This is a genomic window from Thalassobacterium maritimum, from assembly GCF_031127805.1.
Lineage (GTDB): Bacteria > Verrucomicrobiota > Verrucomicrobiia > Opitutales > Coraliomargaritaceae > Thalassobacterium > Thalassobacterium maritimum.
Window position 1 is genome coordinate 1 of the sequence record NZ_JARXHW010000061.1, and the last position, 21343, is coordinate 21343.

The following is a 21343-nucleotide window of genomic DNA, read 5'->3' on the forward strand; positions in this document are numbered from 1 at the left end:
AAGGCTGAAGCACTTGGCGCAGTGAGAAGTGGAGAGTTTAATGGAGATCGGGCGTCCCGCCCGATTGAAGTTTGAGGTAGCTCCCAAAGTAGCGGTTGCTTTAGCGCCCGTCAGCGTATGCGCAGCCCCCCCGCCCAGCACGAACCAAGGCTGAAGCACTTGGCTACGAAAACCCACACCATACGCCCCCGCTTCCTGCTGTGCCTGCGAGCGACTTATCAAATTTGCGTAAAATTAGCTTTGCAGCATTAAAACATACGTTTACTTTTCGTAAAATGTCTCCCATCCGAAGCCAAATGCCCGCCCCCGCACATTAAGATCGCCGTTTTTTAATACAAAAAACGTTCCACATATCGAAAATTTGCTCAGTAAACTCTACAATTTAAAGCGCGACCGCGGCTCGGGCTGGGAAAAGCCCGACAAGCCCGCCCTACTGCTGGCACTGATCGACTTGATTGAGCACGGCACATCACCTGCCTGCCCGGAGCCTGTCGAAAGGGACGACGACCGCCTCGAAGGCCACAAAGAACTGCTCAAACTGGACGGCCGCAGCGTCCTGCTGCCCAAAGAAGGACGCTTCTGGCCAGCAGAGGCGGGACTGCAATGGCGCTGGGAGCGACAGCGAGGCAAGGAAGATGCTAAGCAATCGAATCAAAGACCATGAAAATGAGCAACAAGCGCAGAGACATCCATCATAACAAGCACCACTACACATGCCCAACAACCAATTGCCACTAGGAGCCCACAATACACTTTACCCGTATAAAACCATAACTCTAGCACACATAGGGAGTTTGTGAACCTCCGCTCCCAAAGGTATCAAATATAAGCTGAGCTCCTTCGTATCCCATCAAACCTTAAACCAATCTAACCCCCAAAAACATGAATATTGCCAAATGCGTTCGAGACCTTTCAACCCTAACTGAGCTCAAGCGCATCGCTGGCCCCTACGTCATCGATTACCGTGCATTGAACGAAGAAGAGATAAAATCCGCTCTCATAAAAACCGCCCCTCAATATTACTACGAAAGTAATGTCGCGGCAGCTCTAAATAAAATCAAACTTCATGCAAATAGAAACATTCGTATAATCGGGCCACATATACTACAAAACATAGTGTTACAACGCGACGAATACATTTCACCCAAGCGTTCTACAGACGAGGACATCATCAAATGGGAGCAAGCTATCGTTGATCGCTCAAACGAAGACATTTTAAAGAAGACAAACGAGCGGACTCGCGACCTGGAATTCATGAAGTTCGTCTTGGAAGCCGCATGGGACCATAACGATGACTTGTCCATTGATGAAAAGAATCTAATCGAAAAGATCCGGGAGCGCATTCTGGTAACGCCGACGGAGTTGCGAATCATCGAGGCGCAGCTAGGTAAGTTCCCGAAAGAAGAGAACGAGATACATACTCGTCAGGAAATCGAAGAAGTGCGCCGCGAGCTGCAAGCCAGTGGGCTCCTATTCGCGATTCGCGACAACGACGGCACTGACTTTGACGTTATCCCCTCTGAGATCGCCGTAACGATCTCTAAAGTCTTAGGCATTGAAATGCGCGACTACGGCTACTCTGAATTACTGAAATACAAAGCGGTTCGCTCCAAAACTTACATCAAGTCCGCCCTCGATAAGGTCGGCATTAAGACAGAGAAGAATCCCACTCTTGAAGAGCTCTCCAGTATCGCCCTCGAACAGCTCAGCCCTCGCGTGCTGCTCGGCGGCACCTCGCCTCGCGATGGATTGCCACTAGGCATCATGAACAAATGGTGCAGCGAGCTAGGCTTAAACGTCTCAGGCACTAAAACCGAATTAATTGAACGTGTCATCGGATTCTACAATGATCTGCACGAGAAAAGCGATGAAGTGACCGACGAACGCGAAGTGCTCCTCAAATACTTTGAAGACTTCGCCAATCGCAATATCAAGGGACTCCGCAGCCAGCAGTTGATTGACAAGGACATCGAGATTGAGCGTAAATTCGAAGAAGTAACGAATTACATCTTCGAAAAAATGCTCGGACACAAGCCACTCAAACTGGTTGGCACGAACCACGCCGATGGCGCCCTCTCCCACAAAGATCGCATCATTTACTGGGACAACAAATCGAAAGAGAGCCCAGTGAATTTAAAGGATCACATCCGGCAGTTTGACGGCTACATCCAGCAGTCCGAAAAAGAGGTCTCCGGCTTTCTAGTCATCGGCCCAGACTTCACTCCAGAATCCAGCCTCATTGCCATGCAATACCAAGTCGAGAATGGCACGATGATCTCGATGATCACCGCCACCGAACTAAAAACGCTCGCAGAGTCCTGGGCCGCGAAGAAGGACGCCGGTGCCTTCCCTCTAGGCTATTTGCTACAGTCCGGCCGCTTCAATCCGGCGTTGGTCGCAGCGATTATTTAATAGTTATTCAACAAGAACCATGAGACTGGACGTGTCATCTTCCTCCAAAGACAGCCGACTGAAATGGGCGAATTGCAAACAGAACGACATGATCCTTTTTGCAGCTCTCGGCAGCATCGCGATCAACCAGCAGTGAGCATTCCAGCTCAACGCGCCAGGCCCGATTACAAAGATAACGACATGACCATATTTTCAGCAGACCACATTTTCAGCCCCGACCTACAAAGCCGAAGACCTCACCCTATTCCCAAAAGCACGATCCGCCGGCGATCGAACTGGCAAGGCCTATCTCTCATTCATTTTAGGCGGCACACTCGTAGCCGCCACCAACACATAGTGGCTCGGAGTCGTCGGCACTGTAGCCAGCCGCTTCCTAGCCGACGAAGGAGCCCGTCGCTGCGCACTTTTCGACAAGCTAAATTCAGTTGCGAAGAAGAACAATGAGATCATCGGGAAGCTTCAGCCTGCCTAATCAGGGAAAAAAACATATAAATATGACCAAGCTAAAATCAACTACTGAAGAGCTTAAGACCTTCCGATGAATAAAACTCAGCGACAGTATCTGTATGGAAGTGCCGACTGGTCATGCTTCGGCTCAGAGTTCTCGGACGATGTGACTGATGCCGATCCTCTCAATGCACTGAGTTACTATACGATCGAGCATGACGCTTCGAAAGCGGAAGGCATCCCTAACGAACTTAAGCTACTAGGCGAAGTGTATCAAAAGCTCATTTACCGAGGCAGCCGGACATACCTACAACCAGACGTCGAGGCGCTACTGTTTCACCTTTTCCCGAAACGGCTACAGCCAAAGGTCGATCATGATAAGCCACATGATATCGCCTATACTGCGCCAGAGCGCCTAAAAGCGCATTATCTGCAACTCACATCGTTTACAGATCCCCTTCAGCTCCCAGACACTAAGGATTACAATCCCTTTGATCCTGACAACCCTCAGAATGAGCAGCGTTTCTATGAACAGCTAGTCGAAGTCGGCGGCGCACACCTAGCCAGCTATATCTACCCACAATGCCGACTGGACCAGCTACTCCCCGAGGAAGCGGCAAAGGCATTCCAATCGCAGCGACTGGACTTCTTGGTCATGCTCCCTGATGGCAAAGGCGTGGTCTTCGAACCAGGCGACCATGACTTAACTGACGAAGGACGTGATACAAATCGCGAAGCAGTATGCAGGACAGAGCTCGGGATTGAGACGGTGCGTATCGACAACAGCACAATCGGCACAGCAAAGAGCGAAAAACGGATAAAAGCCGTGCTTTCAAAAATCGGAGCCGCCAACTATCTGAAGCGCGCTAGCGCAGAAGATCATTTCCTCCTCAGTCCATTCGCTCTTCACCGAGTAGAAGCCGCGCTTCTCGACGCGCTTCTCAACCGCAAATTAATCGAAGATGAAGCACTAAGTATCGGCATACATACGGGAAATCAACCTTGCGCAGAGATCGCAGTTTACTCTTTTTTCAGAAGATTAGAAAACCTATGGAAGCTATATGGCTTCACGCCACCAAGCATAAAGCAGATACGCTGTATCAACTATGGCACTCAACTTGATTCCAGTCACGTTGAAGAGTGCCAGAAGAAGCTCAATGAGCTCGAACTATTTGAGATTCAAATCGTGCCGAGAGCGACTCAGCAAGACAACCTCGATCTGTTTATCGATGTGTCCGTGCAAGCTAGTTCTTTGAAGCCGATCTACCCCTATCTGGATGCCACATGGAGTTACTGCATACGAAACTGCTTCCGACATACAAGCCTGCCAACTTTTCGAGCAAACACCGAGCGTAGGTGGATCGACATCGACCACCTAGACGAGGATAAACTCAACCCGTTTGTTCAAGAGTGCTTCCGTAAGCAATGCCTACGCCCCGATCAAGTGCGTGTATTAAAACACCTACTCTCACAGGGTGATACGATCGGACTACTGCCAACAGGTGGTGGCAAATCGATGTGCTACCAAATGTCAGGCTTACTGACTCCAGGCGTCTGCTTAATCGTCGACCCTTTAGTCGCGCTCATGGACGATCAAGTCGCATCGCTCCAGCGTCGCTCAAGAGTCACTCATGTGCGTGCGCTACACTCGGGCTCCCGTATCAAAGATAAATCAGGCTTAATCGAACTAATGAGGAGCTATCTCTTTGTGTTCATATCGCCCGAACGTTTCCTACGGCAGAACTTCAGGCAAGCACTCTTTGCTGCGAGCCAATCGGGCTACCGAATAGGCCTCACTGTGATTGACGAAGCACACTGCGTATCCATGTGGGGACATGACTTCCGCCCTGCCTATTTAGAACTAGCGAAAAACATACGTCGCTATGCGGTATCAGGTGGCGCGCCGCCTCCCATATTGGCCCTATCGGGAACAGCCTCTCAACTAGTGCTAATCGACCTAGCTAGGCAATTAGGAATCCATGGAAGCGAAGCGATCATACGCCCAAATACCTTTGAACGAAAAGAGCTGCACTATCGTGTGCTCGCTACCCCAAAATCAAAAAAGGCCGAACGCTTAATAGCGATCTTAAAGGAGACGAGTAAAAAGCTCAAATCTAAGGATCTCTTAAAGGATCAATATGGAATGATCTTTGGGACTACACGAGGCAGCGTTTTCGATGCTTTCAGCTGGATTTTTGGTGACCAACAAGCCGAGCAATTGCTATGCCCACTCGAAGACCGAACAGAAGAGCTTGGGGATATTAACGCAGGTATCTACACTGGCAGTGCACCTACTGAAATCGGGGTGTCGGATCGCGAATGGCAGAGCTACAAAAAATCAATATTTGAACAATTTGTCAGTGGCCGAGTGCGCTGTATGATCGCAAACAACGCGCTCAGCGTTGGCATCGATCACCCTAGAATTCGCTACGTCATTAATCTATCGATGCCAGCCTCACTTGAAAGCTACTACCAGCAGGCAGGACGCGCAGGTCGTGACGGTTCGGAGTCTTACTGTGACCTAATTTTCTCAGACGATACTCCTGAGGCAACAGACGATTGGATCAACAATAAGCCCAACAGTAAGTATTTAAGTGGCGATGTCAGCACGCTTCGCTACTTCCACGACATGAACTTCCCCGGCATCGAGGAAGACCAGCGAGTCCTTTCAACTCTAGTGCGAATCGTCTTCAAAAAGCTAAAGGCGAATCCTGGACAGCAAATTAGTTTAGCAGCAGAAGACACTGAACTGCTAACTCGTAATGGTCGTTCTAAATACTCGATCGACTCGCTGGGAAGATTCATTGGCTACCTAACAATACTAGGGATGATTGACGGTTATACTGTGAGCGGGATGGCACGGAACACGGTCTATTTGCTAGATATCCCCGCGGCACTGCAAAAGTATCTAGAAGATAGTGACATCGAGCTTGCACAGCTACATACGCTGGAATCACTCCATAGTTATTACTGCCGCTATGAACCAACAGACTTCACTACGTTAACGAGTAAGGTGCAGACCGCAGCAGACCAGAACTACAATGGCAGTATGTCGATGGCCGCCTGCGAGCACCTAATTTCTTTTATCTACGCTCGAATAGCCTATCAACGCCGTGAGTCGATTCGAACAATGGTGAAGTATTGCCGACTAGCTGCGAAAGAGCCAAAGGAAGCACGTAAATTCATCCAAAGGTATTTTGATCGCTCTAAATTTTCCAACACGCTGGAAGCCCTGCGAAACAAGGAAGCATCTCTAGTCGCGGCAATGACGATTTTGCAGACAATCAAAGATTACGAAGATGCCGAACAACTGTTCTGGGAAACGCGGCGCCTACTGGATGAATCGCCACGCGGCGACTGGCACTTCATTTCGATATTCGCTGAAGCCTACAGTGGCCGTGATCAGAGCGAAGACACCGTGAGAAAAATACTGCGATTCATAACGGACCATCTCGAACTCGCAGAAAACGAGACAGGGCAAATAGTGGAAGCCATCGCTTGGGTCGTAAACGCCACTGCTGAACGGCACTATACTACAAAAGTCCTGTTAGCCCCACTGATCCAAGATGCCTATGCGAATGAATCGACAAGGGAGCTAGCACTAAACATACTTGACTCAAATGAGTTAGCACTGAATGGGCCATTACAGGAATCGATCAGCCAACAAATATTTAATACACAACTAGAGAGGTTACTATATGTCACGAAACAAGAATCTTGAGGAACAAATTGAGGTCGTCGATGGCTTGGTCAAAGAGATGAGAAATCATCGAGACCAAGCCAAGGCATTCAAAGGAGCAGCAGATGCACTCCAAGCAATGAATACTGAAATCAAAGCCCTCGACAAGCAGTTCGAAGGACTCAATGCAGAAGCGATCCATGATCGTTTGGAAGCAATCGAACGCCAACGAGATGGCATCCGCGACCAACTCGCAGAGTTCAAAGGAGAGTTCAAAGGGCTAGTCGATAGTTTGTCGGCACGCGTTGGCACCTTAAAAGACGATGTCAGTGGCCTAGGATCTGTGATGGTATCGACCAAGGAAGCAAGTGTGACACACTTGGGACGGATCGAAGCGCAAAACGAATCCGCACTTGAAAGCCTAGCTGCTCTAAATAAGGAAACGACCGCACGTCTAGGCGAGACCAGTCAGAAAACACATGAGCTGATCCAGAAAGCAGATACCGAATCACGCACACATGCCTCTGAAATTAACAAAGAAACACTCAAACAGTTAAAAGATGAAAACGAAGCGATGAAGGCAATGATTACAAACCACTTCGCAACGATGCAGAAGTGGGTCACCTTCGTTGCGATCGTCGGCGTATTGGCGGCAGGTGGGGCAGGCTACCTCCTCTATCTCTCGCTAGAGGCAGCTATATAAACCTTCCGAAGTGAAGCGTTTTAACAGCTTGCCGATCAAATACCCCTTAATGGACATTCCCCTCCCTGACACGAAGCTCAACCCCAACAAGTCGAAAAGAGCCAGAATGGGGACATGTCGTTACCCTTGTAATCCAAAACCTAGCCTCTTAATTCAGTCCACAGCTCCATAAATTTACCCCCTTCGGCATGGCGAACACTAACTCAGTTCCAAAACATAAAGTCATCGAGGTGGTCTGCCTCGTCGCCATAGATCAAGACAATCAGATCCTGGCCACGCAGCGAGCCGAAGATAAGCCACTTGGCTTGCGATGGGAATTTCCTGGCGGAAAAATTGACATCGGCGAATCGGCAGAAGCGGCACTCCGACGTGAGATTGTTGAGGAGCTTGGCATCGAACTCGGCGCACTCACACGCCTGCCTGCGGTGACGCACGAATATGACTTTGGAACGATTCAGCTTACACCGTTCCTTTCAAAAGTAGACAAACGTCCGCAGTTGGGCGAATTGCACGCGCATGCGGCAGCACGATGGATTGCGTTAGACGATTGTGATCAACTAGAATGGGCACCCGCCGACTTGCCGATTATTGAAATGCTGCGACATACTGAATTATCGAAATGAGTGAACTAGAAGTTGGAATATACGAACGTCTGCTGGATACAGAGCTAAGCGATACGCTGGGTTCGAACCCGGAGCTCATTTCAATTCTACGGAAAATTGATGATGAAGCGGCGCCACATACTTACGCCCAATTTATCGCCCAACTATTACAGCAGGCACTTCGTAGCACTAAAACCGAAGCACGCATTCCACTGCTCAATCAAATCATTGAACTGCTAGCCGCAACGGACGGCCTAGAATACATCGAGAGGAATCGACTACTCTCTGACAGCAAGAACCTCCTAACTGAGGTCAATCATAGCAAAACCGCCCTCCCCCGTCCTCAGACGCCTCTGTCGACGAGTGCACTACTGACAGGGCTTGGTAACGATCCTGCACTCGAACATGAACTACGCGCTGAGATGGCAACTGCGGACCGTGTCGACATCCTAGTCTCCTTTATCAAATGGTCAGGCCTGCGCCTGCTGATACCAAGCTTTGAGCGACTGGCACAGCGTAACATTCCTATTCGCATTTTATCCACGAGCTATATGGGAGCGAGCGATCCGGTTGCATTAGAATGGCTCTCGAAACTACCAAATGTAGATGTCCGCCTATCTTACGACACAGGCGGCACACGGCTTCATGCCAAAGCATACCATTTCATCCGAAACTCAGGCTATTCGACGGCGTATATTGGCTCCGCGAACATGTCACATGCAGCGATGACGCAAGGTCTAGAGTGGACCGTCAAAGTGACGGCTCAAGACATGCCCCACATCCTGTCGCGCTTCGTTGCTGAGTTCTCAACCTATTGGGAAAGCAACGAGTTTGAGGTATTTGAAGAGAAAGAATTCGTGCGCTTCCGCAAAGCAATCAACGACTACAAGTTAAGTAAAAATGCAGGCCCACAATTCTTCGCGGACATCACACCCAAACCATTTCAACAGCGCATCCTCGAAGCATTGGCCATCGCACGCGAAGCAGGCTCCTCAAGAAATCTCGTAGTCGCCGCCACTGGAACAGGGAAAACGGTGATTTCGGCGCTTGATTACAAGCAGTTCGCTGAGGACAGGAATACAAAGCCTCCTTTGCTTTTTGTGGTTCATCGAAAAGAGATCCTAGAAACAGCCTTAGGCTGCTTTCGCACCGTTCTTAAAGATCAGAATTTTGGCGAATTACTGGTTGATGGGATCGAACCCACAGAGTGGACACACGTGTTCGCATCGGTCCAAAGCTTAAATAACAAAAAGCCATGGCAGAGCTATGGAACCAAGCACTTTGAGTATGTGATTGTTGATGAAGCGCATCATGGAACCGCCAGCAGCTACCGCGCCCTATTCGAGCATCTACACCCCCAAATATTGCTAGGATTAACAGCGACGCCCGAACGCATGGATGGCAGTTCGATCTTGCCCGATTTCGACGATAGATTTGCCGCAGAAATTAGACTGCCCGAAGCGCTCGAAGAGAAGCTGCTATGCCCCTTTCACTACTTTGGGGTGACTGATAGTATCGATCTAACGGACGATCGTTTTTGGACAAATGGACGCTATGATTCACGTGAGCTAGAAGCCGTCCTGACTGGCGATGACATACGAGCGAAGACTCGCGTTGACACAGTCCTTCAAGCGATCGAGCGCTATCAACCCGACCTGAGTGAAGTTCGTGCCATTGGTTTCTGCGCAGGAGTGAAGCATGCACAATACATGGCGGATCACTTCAACCAAGCAGGCATCCCATCGGCCGTCTTGCTAGGAAGCACCGCACGAGACATTCGGGCAGAAAGGCTTCACGCCTTCCGCGAGGGGAGACTGACATTTCTATTTACCGTGGATGTGCTAAGCGAAGGCGTCGACATACCAGAAATCAATCTTGTCCTATTTCTTCGTCCGACGGAAAGCCTCACTGTATTTTTGCAACAACTCGGACGCGGTCTACGACACGCCATCAACAAAGACTGCCTCACAGTTTTGGATTTCGTCGGGCAAACCCACCGAAAATATCGTCTGGATACAAAATTCGCAGCGCTACTTTCCCGCAAGCGTCAGCGTATCGACAAGGAAATCGAGAACGACTTCCCCAACTTGCCACCAGGATGCAGCATTCAACTCGAACGAGTCGCGCGCGAACGAGTCCTCTCAAAGATCAAAGAAGTCTTAAATAACCTCAAACAATTCATTCCAGAAGTGATTCAAACTTGGGACGAAGAACAATCCAAACCACTCACTTTCGGAAATTTCATCGAAGCAACTGAGCTGTCACCCATTGAAGTCCTCTCCAAAAAGACTTGGAGCGAATGGAAAGCCCTGGCGCATCAAAAAGCGCCCCCCAGAGATCCAGATATAAAGACTGCTCGCAAAGCATTGCCGAGACTAGTGCTACGCAACGACCCTGACTTACTAAGCAACTTCCAAAAGCTCAACCAAGACCCCAAAGTCGAAGAAGCCACCCAGACCTACGGCCGCCAGCAAGCGACCGCGATGCACTACATTATGTGGGGCCAAAAAGGAGAAAACGTTGGCGTCGACAGTGCAGAAGGCTCCTTTAGTAAGTGGCAATCGAACCCAAGCGTAGCTGCGGATGCCGCCGAAATCGCCGCATGGAAACAATCAAAACACACAGCAAGTATTCGCAATATCCAACTCCCTTACCCATGCGACCTAAAGCTACATGCACAGTATGGATCTGCAGAAATCAAAGCAGCACTCGATTTATCCAGCATAGATAAAACAGGCCCGACCGGACAAGGCGTCATACATATCGAACCGCTCAAGACTTACGTCCATCTCGTCACCTTCAACAAAGACGAATCCGACTTTTCGCCCACCACGCAATACAGAGACTATCCCATCAGCCGGACAAAACTGCATTGGGAAAGCCAGTCGAATACCAGTCAGTCCAGTAAGACAGGACAGAACTACATACATTTCAGAGAACGAGGCTACACGATCCTTTTCTTTGCACGCCTCAACAAAAGACAAGACCGCGAAACCTCCCCTTTCATTTTCTTAGGAAGCGCAAAAGAACTATTGAACTATGAAGGCAACCGACCGATCTCAATGACCTGGGAGCTGGATCACCCCATTCCCGCAGAGCTGTTCGAAGAGGCTAGGTCCGTTTAAACCGTGCTTATCGAAAAGAGAACAAACGGTAAATAGATTTTAAATTCGACCTTCGAAGTAGCCAAAGACTATAAGGAATGCTAAAAACTTAATTTAGATTGATACAACATGCAGAAAAATCCAGATCAACTTCCGACATGGGACCAGTTTCTAAAACCACTACTCGAGCTTGCGAGTCAGGGCTCTATCATGAGGCGTACCAGTGTTCAAAAAATAGCTGAGAAGTATGATTTCTCTGAGGAGATCCGAAGCTCAAGAACTAAGAGTGGACAGACACACATACAGAATCGTGCGGGCTGGGCTATGAGCGCTTTAGTCAAAGCAAAATTCATTCAGAAGCACCCCACTGAAAAGTTCACCTATCAGATTACTGACAAAGGAAGCGAATACCTAAAGGCGCACACGGGACCAATCACCGTTCAAGACCTAAAGAATCTAGAGGGTTATGAAGCAGCCTGGGAGGCAGCGAGTCGGAAGAAGCAAAGCTCAAAAGCAGAAGAAGCGCAGCCAGACAACAGCCTTGCACAGAGCACTCCCGACGAACTAATCGATACCGCCTACAATAGATTACATCGTCTACTCGCCGACGAGCTCTTAGAGAATATGTTTGCGATGGACCCCTACAAATTTGAACAGCTAGTGGTCGATTTACTTTTTGCAATGGGCTATGGCGGCTCACGGAGTGAAGCCGCTCAGGTCACTAAAAAATCAAATGATGAGGGCATCGACGGGATCATCAACGATGACCGCCTCGGTCTCGATGTCATCTACATCCAAGCTAAGCGCTACCAACAGGATTCTACAATCGGGCGTAAGGAAATACAGAGCTTCGTAGGTGCACTTGCAGGCAAACAAGCTAACAAAGGAGTCTTCATCACCACGAGCAGCTTTAAGACCACTGCCATCGAGTATGCCGAAAGTATTTCACAAAAAGTAATATTGATCGACGGCACTCGCCTTGCAGACCTGATGATTGAACACAACATCGGCGTATCGACCGTGCGTACAGTTGAACTTAAACGACTCGACTCAGATTACTTTGAGGGTTAAACGATAGTGACAAGACGACGTAAGGCAAAAGAAGACAAAGCAGTATTAGGCATACAAGCCGTGTTCGCAGTGCTCATTCTCATCGCTCTCGCTGGAGGAGGATTGAATGGGTTTGCGGAACGACTCGTAGGCCTAATCGTTCTGGTATTACTCGCTAGCATTGCACTAGCAGCTTTGGTCGGCATCATCTTGGTCATACAAAGAACAGACTGGTCCCAATTGACACAGAATAACTCGGTCAATGTTCAACCGAATCCCAGACCAATCAGCTCGACATTCACATCAGCTCAAGCACCTATCTTCAGATGGACAACTAGTGAAATCCTGAAATACATGTCAGAAATAGACTGGTATCAGTTTGAAAAGTTCTGCGCATCTATTCTCGAAGCCGAAGGCTTTACGGTAGCGCGCAAAGGTGGTGCTTCTCCTGATGGTGGCGTCGACTTGATCGTTCAGAAAAATCAGACTCGAACCTTAATCCAATGCAAGCATTGGCGAACTTGGAAAATTCGCGAACCTGTCATACGTCAACTCTTAGGAAGCATGATCGACTTTGAGGTCAATAAAGCAGCAGTATTTTTCTCAGGCCACAGTACTGAGCCCGCAATGGATTTCGCAGCCAAACATGGCATAGGCCTCGTTAATGGTGAGGCACTGGCTGAACGCGCGTTGAATGCTTTATCTACAGAACAACTCAACCAGATATTAAAATGCAAAGAGCATCATTGCCCAAAATGCGATTCACTCATGGTTTGGCGTACGGGAGACTTCAAACCGTTCTGGGGTTGCTCCCGCTTTCCAAAATGCCGTGGAACCCTGAAGCACTCCGGCCCTAGATAAAAAAACCACAAATTGGGCATGTATAAATCAAACTTCGAAACCTACCTCTACACTGACAACAAAGAAGGCAGCGGCAAGGCCAGTTCCTACCTCAAGGGACTGGAATGGTTACAGGCGATGCTGCGGATTGAAGTTTTTGGCTTGGAAGACGCTCAGAATCTGTGGTCGATCGACTGATCGCGCTGCGGGTGCGGGTGTTGGAAGAGCAGAAAAAAGGCGGGAATCTCTATGCCAACCCACTCAGAAAACGGCTTAGCGCATCCTTGTAAATATAATGAGCGCTAGCGATACGCATCCCATAGCCGAGAGCCTCTACAGCAGCTTTAAAGTTGGACTTTCTCATACACCCAATACTTCGTTAGATTTCATCTGACGCTCCTAGAAACATTCAAAATACAGCAACGCACCCACATGGCACTTATCAATAAACTGATCCATCAAGCCCTTGAACGCGATTCAAAACACACTGAAGTCGACTGCACTTACTCATTCGTCGTAGACGACAATGGGAAGCAACAACTACAAATCGACACTTATGGGTCCTCTGACCGCAAAATCCTCGGCAAGAAAAGCCAATCGATCCGTTTCAGCCCAGAGGCGATTGAGCAACTCAAACAGATTCTAAATAAGTTCTAACCTCAAAGCTCCAACACCTGCAACCCATTGACCGAATAATCGCGTAGCAGATTTCCTAGGAGCTCCTGGCTGATGTAGGAACTGCCGGGGAGCACTTGTTGAAAAATTTCGATACGGTCATCGGTGGTTAACTGGTTCAACATTTCATCATCACGAAAATAATGCATGAAGTCTTGGCGCGTGATACTGGTATAATCTAATTTCATAGACATCTGAGACCGGACAACATCACAACCGGCAAGAATAATCTGGAAGCTTCACGACACAGGCGAAATTAAGGACGAGCAACTCTACCCCGCGGACGCCCAATGGGCGGGGCTTTGTGATCAACTCGACGAGCTAACACCCGAAGAAGCTGAAAGACGAAAGGCCTTGCGCGATGCCATGAGCGTAGAGCCGATCTATCAACACATTCTAGAAATGATGGACACCCGGGAAGCGCAGGGTCGGATTTCCGTTTTCTACACCCATCGTGATTCAAAGGGCCCCTACGTTCCGAGGCCCCGAGCCGACAAGACCGACTGCGCAGCAGATCGGACCAAAATGCTGCGGCGAGTGGTTTAACAATTGGAAAGACGCTGAAGCCTACCGATTGCATTGGGCGAAAGAACTCTATCAGGAAACGCTGACGGCTCATAAACGAACGACGATGCGCTCTAAGCTTCGGCATGCACGCGGAAGGCATACATAAGCAGGACTCTGAATAAATAATGCTTTAAAAATCGAGATCGTTTCCACTCTATAAAACGATATGAACATCTTCAAAAAGAATATCATCTATTCATTCATAATGGGTCTCATAACAATCACTGCCGAAGGATCCGTCCGTCGGTATTGTTTAATCGAAGCAAGCTCTGGTGAACCCCAACGAGTCGAGTTAGAATTCTTCAGTGGCAAAGAATTAAATGCGAAACAGGCAAACGGCCGTTATAGAGACAACGAAAACTATGTCAGAATTCCTTATTCAGCATCGGCCCGCGGTGGTATTTACGAACTCGTTCAGAGCTTGCGTGTTGACGATACTTTCGATGCCAAGGACTTCGAGCGCTTGTTCTGGTTAAGGTCCGATGTTAAAGCTAATCAAAAATATGAAAAAAGACGAAAGGTAAGAATCATCGCACGCCACAATTCTGAGTGGATCGACCCAAGAGCTACTGAAAGTAATTAGATCGTCCTCGCGAAAGAAATCAACGAAGCCCTACCGTGCAATACGGCCCCCCTGACATTGAGCGTGAATATTACGAGCAAGTTAATATCATACACTGTAGTTAAAACTATATTCATAACCATTCATCCCAGCAGCAAACGCTCGACGCGCCACGCGATCGCATCGTCTGATGGATAAAATTTCTTTTCCTTTGGAAGTAACACGCTGCGTCCGTTCAGCTCGATGAGCTCACGATGACCTTCGATCCGATCGTCGAGCAAGGGACTGACTTTCCAAACCAAGCCTGCCTGGCTGTGTTCTGGGCTGATCAAATGACGGTCGAAGGCCCAATGATGATTCTTGGAAAGCGCCATCCCATTGGTGGGATGATCATTATGACTCTCGGCAAATGGAATGAGGTGACAAGCATCCACAATGGTGAGATCACGCAAACGGAAGCGCAGACCGGAAGCGGCACAGCGATAGTCGTAGACCGCTTTTACCGTTTTGGCAAAAGCAGCCGTGCGGATGGGATCGCTATTGTAGTGGGCAGAATCTTCGGCAGCTTGCACTTGATCGGCAGGGACAGCGAGCAAGGCCCACAACAATTCTCGTTGCGCAGGAAAGTAGCGGTCAATCAAGACCCGCCGAACGTATTCGCGCTCTGGTGCCTGCAAAAGGCATTGAAATAACTCAGGATCGAGCGAAGCATGGCTCATATGCTCACGAATCCATTTAACAGAAGGTGAGCTGGAAGCATTTTGTCCGCTAACATAAAGAGGCTGACCATTGCGATCGTAACACATCCAAAGCTTATCCCCGCAAAGGTGCCAGAAGGGGTAGTGAATTCGGTCATGATCATCAGGGCCGCCAACAACACGTAAATAATCCCGATAACGCTCGACCAATTGCAGACTTAGTAAAAAGCGATTATCTAAGACCTCGCCAAGCTCAATCCGATCGATCAGCGCCAGCAAGAGAGCTGGTTTATAAGGCTTTTCATAGCCACCACTGCGGTCGCGTCGCAGGTCGTAAAGGGTTTCAATATGATCGGAAAGTGCCACGATCCAAACAATGAGGTTCCGCTAACGAAAGAAAAGCAGGAAGTATGGACATTTTGGAGCTGCCGCGAGAGAGCGCCCAAGTTCCCGGGATCGCCAATCTCCGCATTGGCCTGCGATGGCTGCGGGCCGCGACGACGCTCCCCGATCCAGAGGATCGAGGCTACAAAAGAGTGCCGGGCTTTCTCCCGGGATCGCCAATCTCCGCATTGGCTGCGGTGGCACGGGCCGCGAGGACGCTCCCCGATCCAGAGGATCGAGGCTACAAAAGAGTGCGGGGGCTTTCCCCGGGATCGCCAATCTCCGCATTGGCTGCGGTGGCACGGGCCGCGAGGACGCTCCCCGATCCAGAGGATCGAGGCTACAAAAGAGTGCCGGGCTTTCCCCGGGATCGCCAACCTCCCATTCGATATTCGACCCATGCTTCGCCTAAAGGCTTCCTCCTTCGCTCTTCGAGCTTCCTCCTACGCTCTTCGAGCTACGGCGGACGTGTCGGCGGACGTGTTGCAGGGCAAGTAGTTGGACGTTCAATGTTCGGCCCATGGCCATGCGTCGCCTCCAGCTATGCAGGCTGCAGCAAGTGAAAACTCCCCACTGGGACACGGCTGAACGGAACGGGGTCTAAAGAGCCCCGCTACTTTGGGCGGGACGCCCACTCTCCAGATTCACACTCCCGGAACTACACGTGGCCGCTTGAAAGCGGGACTTGTAGCCCGGCACTGTGGGCGAAGAAAAGCGGCGTGAGTCGGTGACTCGATTAACGCTTTTCTATTTAGCCATTATTTTGGGTTTCTGAGTTTCTAATATTGATACAGAAAAATCGCTCGCTTAACTGCCGCGATGGATCTTTTAATTTACGCCATCATTGGCCTTTTCGCTGTTTTATTTTTTGGTTTGGGACTGGCGCGCGACCTGATCGGGAAGCCTGGCGCGCAGAACCAAGCTTCCTCCAAAGCAAAAATAGATCCAAATCAAGAAGCTAAGCTCCCCTACCAAGCGTGCAAAAGTCTGCTGACGCCGAATGAACACGCGTTCTTTAAAGTGCTACAACCCTTGGTCGAACCACATTGGCATCTATTCGCGAAGGTCCGCATGGAGGACATTATTGAGGTGCCCAAGGAAGTTGAACATCGTGAAAAGCAAAGTTTGAGAGGACGTATCAAATCGCGCCATATAGACTTCGTCATTTGTGACCCGACTACACTTGCAGTGGTCACCTGCATCGAGCTCGACGACAAGAGCCACCAAAAAAAGAAAAGCAAAGAGGCCGACCAATACAATGACCGAGCAATGCGCGATGCCGGAGTCCTTCTAATACGTGTCCCGGCTCGGATGACTTACAACGAAGAATATATTAAACGCTATTTATTCGAAGAGGAAACGTCCAACGAAGCGCCTGCTCCAACACAAGTGTCTGCATAAGCAAAACAGGAATTATAGACTTATTGGACCTGCCACGAGAGAACGCCCAAGTTCCCGGGATCGCCAATCTCCGTATTGGCTGCGGTGGCACGGGCCGCGACGACGCTCCCCGATCCAGAGGATCGAGGATACCATAGATTACGGAGATTGGCCTGCGGTGGCTGAGCAACGACTTTTAGGAACGTTTGAAGTGTGCTTTAGCTAGCGCGCACTCCTCATTCGGCTTTGGGCGGGACGCCCACTCTCCATATTCACACTCCCGAGAACTACACGTGGCTGCTTGAAAGCGGGACTTGTAGCCCGGCACCCGCGTCATCTCCCATTCGATGTTGGACGTTGGACGTTCAATGTTGGACGTTCCCAATTTCTTCTTAAGGTCCTGGAGCCCAGGTAAAGGTACCTCGGAATGGACTCGTGAGAGTTTCGTCTGCATTGACGGGGCCGTTGTACCAACCGCTGCTGTCGCTGTGAAAGGAGAGCTGGGCTTGGATGGCTGTGATTCCGTAGGGCCCCACGGGGTCATCGAAGAAAACCACGACTTCGCGGGCAGCTAGGCTGCGGGCGTAGCTGTAATAGTTCGGGCTGGTGAAGAGGCCGCTGGTGGGGATGCCATAGAGTGTCGAAGTGTTCGGTCGATAGTATTGCGTAATCGCGCCAGCGGTGACGATTGCGTCGGTATCTTCAAAGGACCAAGTGCCGGCGCCGGCACCATCGAAAGTGAGCGTGAGTGTACCGCCCTCGATCGCGAGCACTAGGCTGTCGCCGGCACCAAAGAGCTCCGGCCGGATATCGGGCATGTGACTATAGTCGACCCCTGCCATCGTGACAAAGCCGCGGTCGCCGGCAAACAGGTTTGTAAGCTCCACTTCTGCAGCAGAGTCATTGCCCATGCTCAAAATATTTGTAGCGCGGGTCCAGCTCTCTAGATCGTTGCCATAATACAGGGGATAGTCCCACTTATCTTGGCGTGACCATTGTAGGAAAAATTGACTATTTTCGGCATCGTGACGCAGGCGGGACTTTATGCCGTGCACGGTGGGCAGGCCGAGTGCGGGGTCGTGAATATCGAAGCTGGCCAAGTCGGGCCCGGAGAAGCTCACGGACTCGATGCTGATCGGCGTCAATGGACGGTCACTGCTGTCGGTCGGGAAATTGGCACTGGATTTAAAAGCATCGATCACTGCGCGGCTGCCGGGCACGCTGGCATCGTCGATGACGATGCCGAACACAGTATGTAAGTCATCGAGGTGACTGGAATCCTCGAGTGTGATAAAAAACTGCGAGCCATTGGAGTTGACGCCTGAGTTTGCCATCGAAACGACATAGCTGCCATTGTGGCGAAGGGAGGGATCGAACTCGTCTTGGAAGACATAGCCGGGCCCGCTGGCTCCGGTCCCGAGCGGATCGCCGCCCTGGATCATGAAATCGTGAATGAGGCGATGGAAACTAAGACCGTCGTAATACGGCACCCCGCTCTGGACCGCGCCGGTCGTCGGCGAGATCCAGGCGCGCTCGCCCGTGGCGAGTCCGATGAAATTGGCGACGGTGCGGGGAGCGGCTTGATGGTGGAGCTGCACCCGGATGCTGCCGAGTGATTCGCCCCCTTCGGCCAGGGAGATATCGGCATAGATCTGTGCTGTGAGCCGAACCGTGACGAGGAGCGAAAGTAGTAGGAATAGTAGGATACGTTGCACACCAGCGACTGTGCAAGGCCCTGACCGCGGATCAACTGTAAATCATACCGTTGATGGGGCGGAGGGGGAAAACTTGAACCGTTCCGTCTTGGGGCTTCACGCGCTACGCCCTCACATGTCATTTCATTACGCCGTGACATGTAATTTACCGCGTAAAGAGCTACGCTCCACGCGGCTGGCTGTTAATTGGCGTGAATCTTATAGGACGCTGGAACTTGGACCGTTCCGTCTTCATTTCATTACGCCGTGACATGTAATTTACGTTAATTGGCGTTAATCTTATAGGACGTTGGAACTTGTAAGGACGTGGAACTTGTGAGGACGTGGGCTTGGGAGGACGTGGGCTTGTAAGGACGCGACTTGGGAGAATCGAATGATGGGGTTCGAATCATAAGCGTGTCATTAGCGGTGATAACGCCTGCCGCGTGGGACAGGGGCCTTTACGCTGCGGTTAAAAAAATGCGTTGGGTCAGCGCAGCAGATACGGCCGCCTTCCCGGGATCGCCAATCTTCGTATTGGCTGCGGTGGTTGCGGGCTTAAACGACGCTCCCCGATCCTGAGGATCGAGGATACGATAAAAGTGCGGGGCTTTCCCCGGGATCGCCAATCTCCGTATTGGCTGCGGTGGTTGCGGGCTTAAACGACGCTCCCCGATCCAGAGGATCGAGGATACGATAAAAGTGCCGGGGCTGTCCCCCGGGATCGCCAATCTCCGTATTGGCTGCGGTGGCACGGGCAACGATTTTCTAGAAAACTTGAAGTGCGCTTTGGCTAGGCGCCCTCCTCATTCGGCGTAGGGCGGGACGCCCACTCTCCATATTCACACTCCCGAAATCTATACGCAGCCGCTTAAGTCGGGACTTGTAGGCCTGCACTCGCGTCATCTCCCATTCGATGTTCGATGTTGGGCGTTCGACCCATGCTTCGCCTAAAGGCTATGCAGGGCAAGTAGTTGGACGTTCAATGTTCGCCCCATGCCCATGCGTCGCCTCCGGCGATGCAGGCCGCAGCAAGTGAAAACTCCCCACTGGGACACGGCTGAACGGAACGGGGTCTAAAGAGCCCCGCTACTTTGAGGCGTCCGTCCTACATTCAAAATTGGACGTTGGACGTTCGACGTTCCGCCCCTTCACTCTTCAAAGGCCGAGTTGCTCGGAGCCTTTGTAGGCTTGGGTGATTTGGATCTCGACGACGCCTCTTAAACTGAACTCGGGCTTGGCGAGGCATTGACCTTCTTCAAAGAGGGGACCCTCGCTGGCGTAGCGGACCTGCCCTTTGAGCTGATACGCGGAGTGGTCTTTGGCGAAAAAGAGAAAGGACACTTGAGCGCAACCTTGCTGCAGGTTTTTCAAGGTCTTGCTAAAGTGGACATCCCCGATCAAGACGCGGCCGTCGGCGCGTAGCGCACACATGCTGACGTAAATGGTGTTGGGCACGCCCTCGGTATCAACCGTGGTGAATACGGCCACGGGATCGCGAACTTCCCAGGCTTCGAGGATTTCTTGCGGTAGCTGAATCATACCGTGCACGCTGTGAAATCCAGGGATGCCTGCAAGCGAACGCCTGCAAGTGGAGCTAAACAGCAGTGAAGTTGATAGGGGCCATAAGAACCGCGAAGCTTACGTGAGGATGAGAGGACGTGGCGGCTGATCAGACGTGGGGACGTGAACCGTTCCGTCTTCATTTCATTACGCCGTGACATGTAATTTACGTGAATCTGATACGACGCTGGAACTTGTAAGGACGTGGGCTTGCAAGGACGCTGGGGACGTGAGTTTTTTGGGATGGGAAAATTTACCGCGTAAAGAGCTACGCTCCACGCGGCTGGCTGTTAATTTGCGTGAATCTGATACGACGCTGGAACTTGAACCGTTAATTTACGTGAATTTACGTGAATCTGATACGACGCTGGAACTTGTAAGGACGTGGGCTTGCAAGGACGCTGACTTGGGAAGACGCGGCTTATTTTGTATGATGCTGGATACTAGTCAGGGCTTGGGCTGGGATGACGCTCCCCGATCCGGAGGATCGAGGCTGCGGGATGCTCGCCGCGTGGCTTTCCCCCCGGGATCGCCAATCTCCGCATTGGCTGCCGTGGCTGCGGTTGGCTGAGCAGCGACTTTCTAGAAAATCAGAAGTGCGCTTTGGCTAGCGCGCCTCCCATTCGGCGTAGGGCGGGACGCCCTCTCTCCACTGCCTGCTCTGCGCATAATATAAAGACTGGATAGGACCACGTTCCCTTCTTCCCACTTCCAAAGTAGCCTCGGTTCTTCGAACCGGGGAGGAGCCTCGAGTGTGATCTGATTCATCGGCGTGTATCAGCGTTCATCTGCGGTTAAATACAGAACGCATGCACGACGCGGGCGTCACAAGTGAAGCCCCTACAAAAGGAACCTCCTAGCAAACTCTCCACTTCCCACTTCCAAAGTAGCCTCGGTTCTTCGAACCGGGGAGGAGTCTCGAGTGTGATCTGATTCATCGGCGTGTATCAGCGTTCATCTGCGGTTAAATACAGAACGCATGC

General features: G+C 50.6%; 19 protein-coding genes. 13 read left to right on the forward strand and 6 right to left on the reverse strand.

Going from position 1 to position 21343, the window contains the following annotated elements; translation table 11 throughout:
- A partial coding sequence (locus QEH52_RS17335; protein ID WP_308952188.1) for a hypothetical protein occupies positions 1-222 on the reverse strand: 222 nt, incomplete at its 3' end.
- 139 nt (positions 223-361) lie between these two features.
- Between QEH52_RS17335 and QEH52_RS17340 the strand changes: the two genes are divergently transcribed.
- From QEH52_RS17340 to QEH52_RS17385, 10 genes are all read left to right on the forward strand, one after another.
- The gene (locus QEH52_RS17340) at positions 362-664 is read left to right on the forward strand and encodes a hypothetical protein (RefSeq protein ID WP_308952189.1); all 303 of its coding nucleotides are present in this window, start codon (positions 362-364) and stop codon (positions 662-664) included.
- 218 nt (positions 665-882) lie between these two features.
- Positions 883-2412 (forward strand): SAP domain-containing protein, encoded by a 1530-nt coding sequence (locus QEH52_RS17345; RefSeq protein ID WP_308952191.1) that lies wholly within the window; start codon positions 883-885, stop codon positions 2410-2412.
- A 538-nt stretch (positions 2413-2950) separates the two neighbouring features.
- Positions 2951-6580: a DEAD/DEAH box helicase gene (locus tag QEH52_RS17350; protein ID WP_308952192.1), complete on the forward strand. Its 3630-nt coding sequence runs from the start codon at positions 2951-2953 to the stop codon at positions 6578-6580.
- A complete protein-coding gene (locus QEH52_RS17355) occupies positions 6558-7241 on the forward strand; it encodes a hypothetical protein (RefSeq protein ID WP_308952193.1) in 684 nt (227 codons plus the stop codon). The genes QEH52_RS17350 and QEH52_RS17355 overlap by 23 nt, the downstream gene beginning before the upstream one ends.
- Positions 7242-7429: 188 nt before the next feature.
- Positions 7430-7864, forward strand: a complete 435-nt coding sequence (locus QEH52_RS17360; protein WP_308952195.1) for a (deoxy)nucleoside triphosphate pyrophosphohydrolase — start codon at positions 7430-7432, stop codon at positions 7862-7864.
- Entirely contained in the window at positions 7861-10968 is a 3108-nt protein-coding gene (locus QEH52_RS17365) for a DEAD/DEAH box helicase (RefSeq protein ID WP_308952196.1), read from the forward strand. The genes QEH52_RS17360 and QEH52_RS17365 overlap by 4 nt, the downstream gene beginning before the upstream one ends.
- Positions 10969-11076: 108 nt before the next feature.
- A complete protein-coding gene (locus QEH52_RS17370; RefSeq protein ID WP_308952197.1) occupies positions 11077-12018 on the forward strand; it encodes a restriction endonuclease in 942 nt (313 codons plus the stop codon).
- Positions 12019-12024: 6 nt separating this feature from the next.
- On the forward strand, positions 12025-12858 hold the full coding sequence (locus tag QEH52_RS17375) for a restriction endonuclease (RefSeq protein WP_308952198.1): 834 nt from the start codon (positions 12025-12027) through the stop codon (positions 12856-12858).
- 18 nt (positions 12859-12876) lie between these two features.
- A complete protein-coding gene (locus QEH52_RS17380) occupies positions 12877-13035 on the forward strand; it encodes a hypothetical protein (RefSeq protein ID WP_308952199.1) in 159 nt (52 codons plus the stop codon).
- Positions 13036-13269: 234 nt separating this feature from the next.
- Positions 13270-13494: a hypothetical protein gene (locus tag QEH52_RS17385; protein WP_308952200.1), complete on the forward strand. Its 225-nt coding sequence runs from the start codon at positions 13270-13272 to the stop codon at positions 13492-13494.
- A 2-nt stretch (positions 13495-13496) separates the two neighbouring features.
- Here QEH52_RS17385 and QEH52_RS17390 read toward each other — a convergent pair whose 3' ends face one another.
- Positions 13497-13706 carry a CBS domain-containing protein gene (locus QEH52_RS17390; protein ID WP_308952201.1) on the reverse strand — a complete coding sequence of 70 codons (210 nt, stop codon included), beginning with the start codon at positions 13704-13706 and terminating at the stop codon, positions 13497-13499.
- Positions 13707-14245: 539 nt separating this feature from the next.
- On the opposite strand from QEH52_RS17390, the gene QEH52_RS17395 reads away from it, so the two are divergent.
- Positions 14246-14662 (forward strand): hypothetical protein, encoded by a 417-nt coding sequence (locus tag QEH52_RS17395; RefSeq protein ID WP_308952202.1) that lies wholly within the window; start codon positions 14246-14248, stop codon positions 14660-14662.
- A gap of 122 nt (positions 14663-14784) precedes the next feature.
- Here the strand turns inward: QEH52_RS17395 and QEH52_RS17400 are convergent, their stop codons facing one another.
- The gene (locus tag QEH52_RS17400; RefSeq protein WP_308952203.1) at positions 14785-15705 is read right to left on the reverse strand and encodes an HNH endonuclease; all 921 of its coding nucleotides are present in this window, start codon (positions 15703-15705) and stop codon (positions 14785-14787) included.
- Positions 15706-15749: 44 nt separating this feature from the next.
- Between QEH52_RS17400 and QEH52_RS17405 the strand changes: the two genes are divergently transcribed.
- Positions 15750-16286, forward strand: a complete 537-nt coding sequence (locus tag QEH52_RS17405) for a hypothetical protein (RefSeq protein ID WP_308952204.1) — start codon at positions 15750-15752, stop codon at positions 16284-16286.
- A gap of 256 nt (positions 16287-16542) precedes the next feature.
- Positions 16543-17124 carry a DUF2726 domain-containing protein gene (locus tag QEH52_RS17410; protein WP_308952206.1) on the forward strand — a complete coding sequence of 194 codons (582 nt, stop codon included), beginning with the start codon at positions 16543-16545 and terminating at the stop codon, positions 17122-17124.
- Between the two features lie 371 nt (positions 17125-17495).
- Here the strand turns inward: QEH52_RS17410 and QEH52_RS17415 are convergent, their stop codons facing one another.
- The 3 genes from QEH52_RS17415 to QEH52_RS17425 all read right to left on the reverse strand — a co-directional run bounded on the left by QEH52_RS17415 (position 17496) and on the right by QEH52_RS17425 (position 20339).
- Positions 17496-18818 carry a peptidylprolyl isomerase gene (locus tag QEH52_RS17415; RefSeq protein ID WP_308952208.1) on the reverse strand — a complete coding sequence of 441 codons (1323 nt, stop codon included), beginning with the start codon at positions 18816-18818 and terminating at the stop codon, positions 17496-17498.
- 440 nt (positions 18819-19258) lie between these two features.
- Positions 19259-19552, reverse strand: a complete 294-nt coding sequence (locus tag QEH52_RS17420; RefSeq protein ID WP_308952209.1) for a hypothetical protein — start codon at positions 19550-19552, stop codon at positions 19259-19261.
- A gap of 403 nt (positions 19553-19955) precedes the next feature.
- Positions 19956-20339, reverse strand: coding sequence for a pyridoxamine 5'-phosphate oxidase family protein (locus QEH52_RS17425; protein WP_308952211.1), 384 nt, complete (start codon positions 20337-20339; stop codon positions 19956-19958).
- Positions 20340-21343 lie beyond the last annotated feature (1004 nt).

Excerpts from the sequence above, each read along its gene's own strand:
- QEH52_RS17425 (WP_308952211.1), bottom strand. The coding sequence starts at position 20,339 with ATGATTCAGCTACCGCAAGAAATCCTCGAAGCCTGGGAAGTTCGCGAT.
- QEH52_RS17345 (WP_308952191.1), top strand. The coding sequence starts at position 883 with ATGAATATTGCCAAATGCGTTCGAGACCTTTCAACCCTAACTGAGCTC.
- QEH52_RS17370 (WP_308952197.1), top strand. The coding sequence starts at position 11,077 with ATGCAGAAAAATCCAGATCAACTTCCGACATGGGACCAGTTTCTAAAA.
- QEH52_RS17360 (WP_308952195.1), top strand. The coding sequence starts at position 7,430 with ATGGCGAACACTAACTCAGTTCCAAAACATAAAGTCATCGAGGTGGTC.
- QEH52_RS17385 (WP_308952200.1), top strand. The coding sequence starts at position 13,270 with ATGGCACTTATCAATAAACTGATCCATCAAGCCCTTGAACGCGATTCA.
- QEH52_RS17390 (WP_308952201.1), bottom strand. The coding sequence starts at position 13,706 with ATGTCTATGAAATTAGATTATACCAGTATCACGCGCCAAGACTTCATG.
- QEH52_RS17365 (WP_308952196.1), top strand. The coding sequence starts at position 7,861 with ATGAGTGAACTAGAAGTTGGAATATACGAACGTCTGCTGGATACAGAG.
- QEH52_RS17355 (WP_308952193.1), top strand. The coding sequence starts at position 6,558 with ATGTCACGAAACAAGAATCTTGAGGAACAAATTGAGGTCGTCGATGGC.
- QEH52_RS17405 (WP_308952204.1), top strand. The coding sequence starts at position 15,750 with ATGGACATTTTGGAGCTGCCGCGAGAGAGCGCCCAAGTTCCCGGGATC.
- QEH52_RS17410 (WP_308952206.1), top strand. The coding sequence starts at position 16,543 with ATGGATCTTTTAATTTACGCCATCATTGGCCTTTTCGCTGTTTTATTT.
- QEH52_RS17395 (WP_308952202.1), top strand. The coding sequence starts at position 14,246 with ATGAACATCTTCAAAAAGAATATCATCTATTCATTCATAATGGGTCTC.
- QEH52_RS17380 (WP_308952199.1), top strand. The coding sequence starts at position 12,877 with ATGTATAAATCAAACTTCGAAACCTACCTCTACACTGACAACAAAGAA.
- QEH52_RS17350 (WP_308952192.1), top strand. The coding sequence starts at position 2,951 with ATGAATAAAACTCAGCGACAGTATCTGTATGGAAGTGCCGACTGGTCA.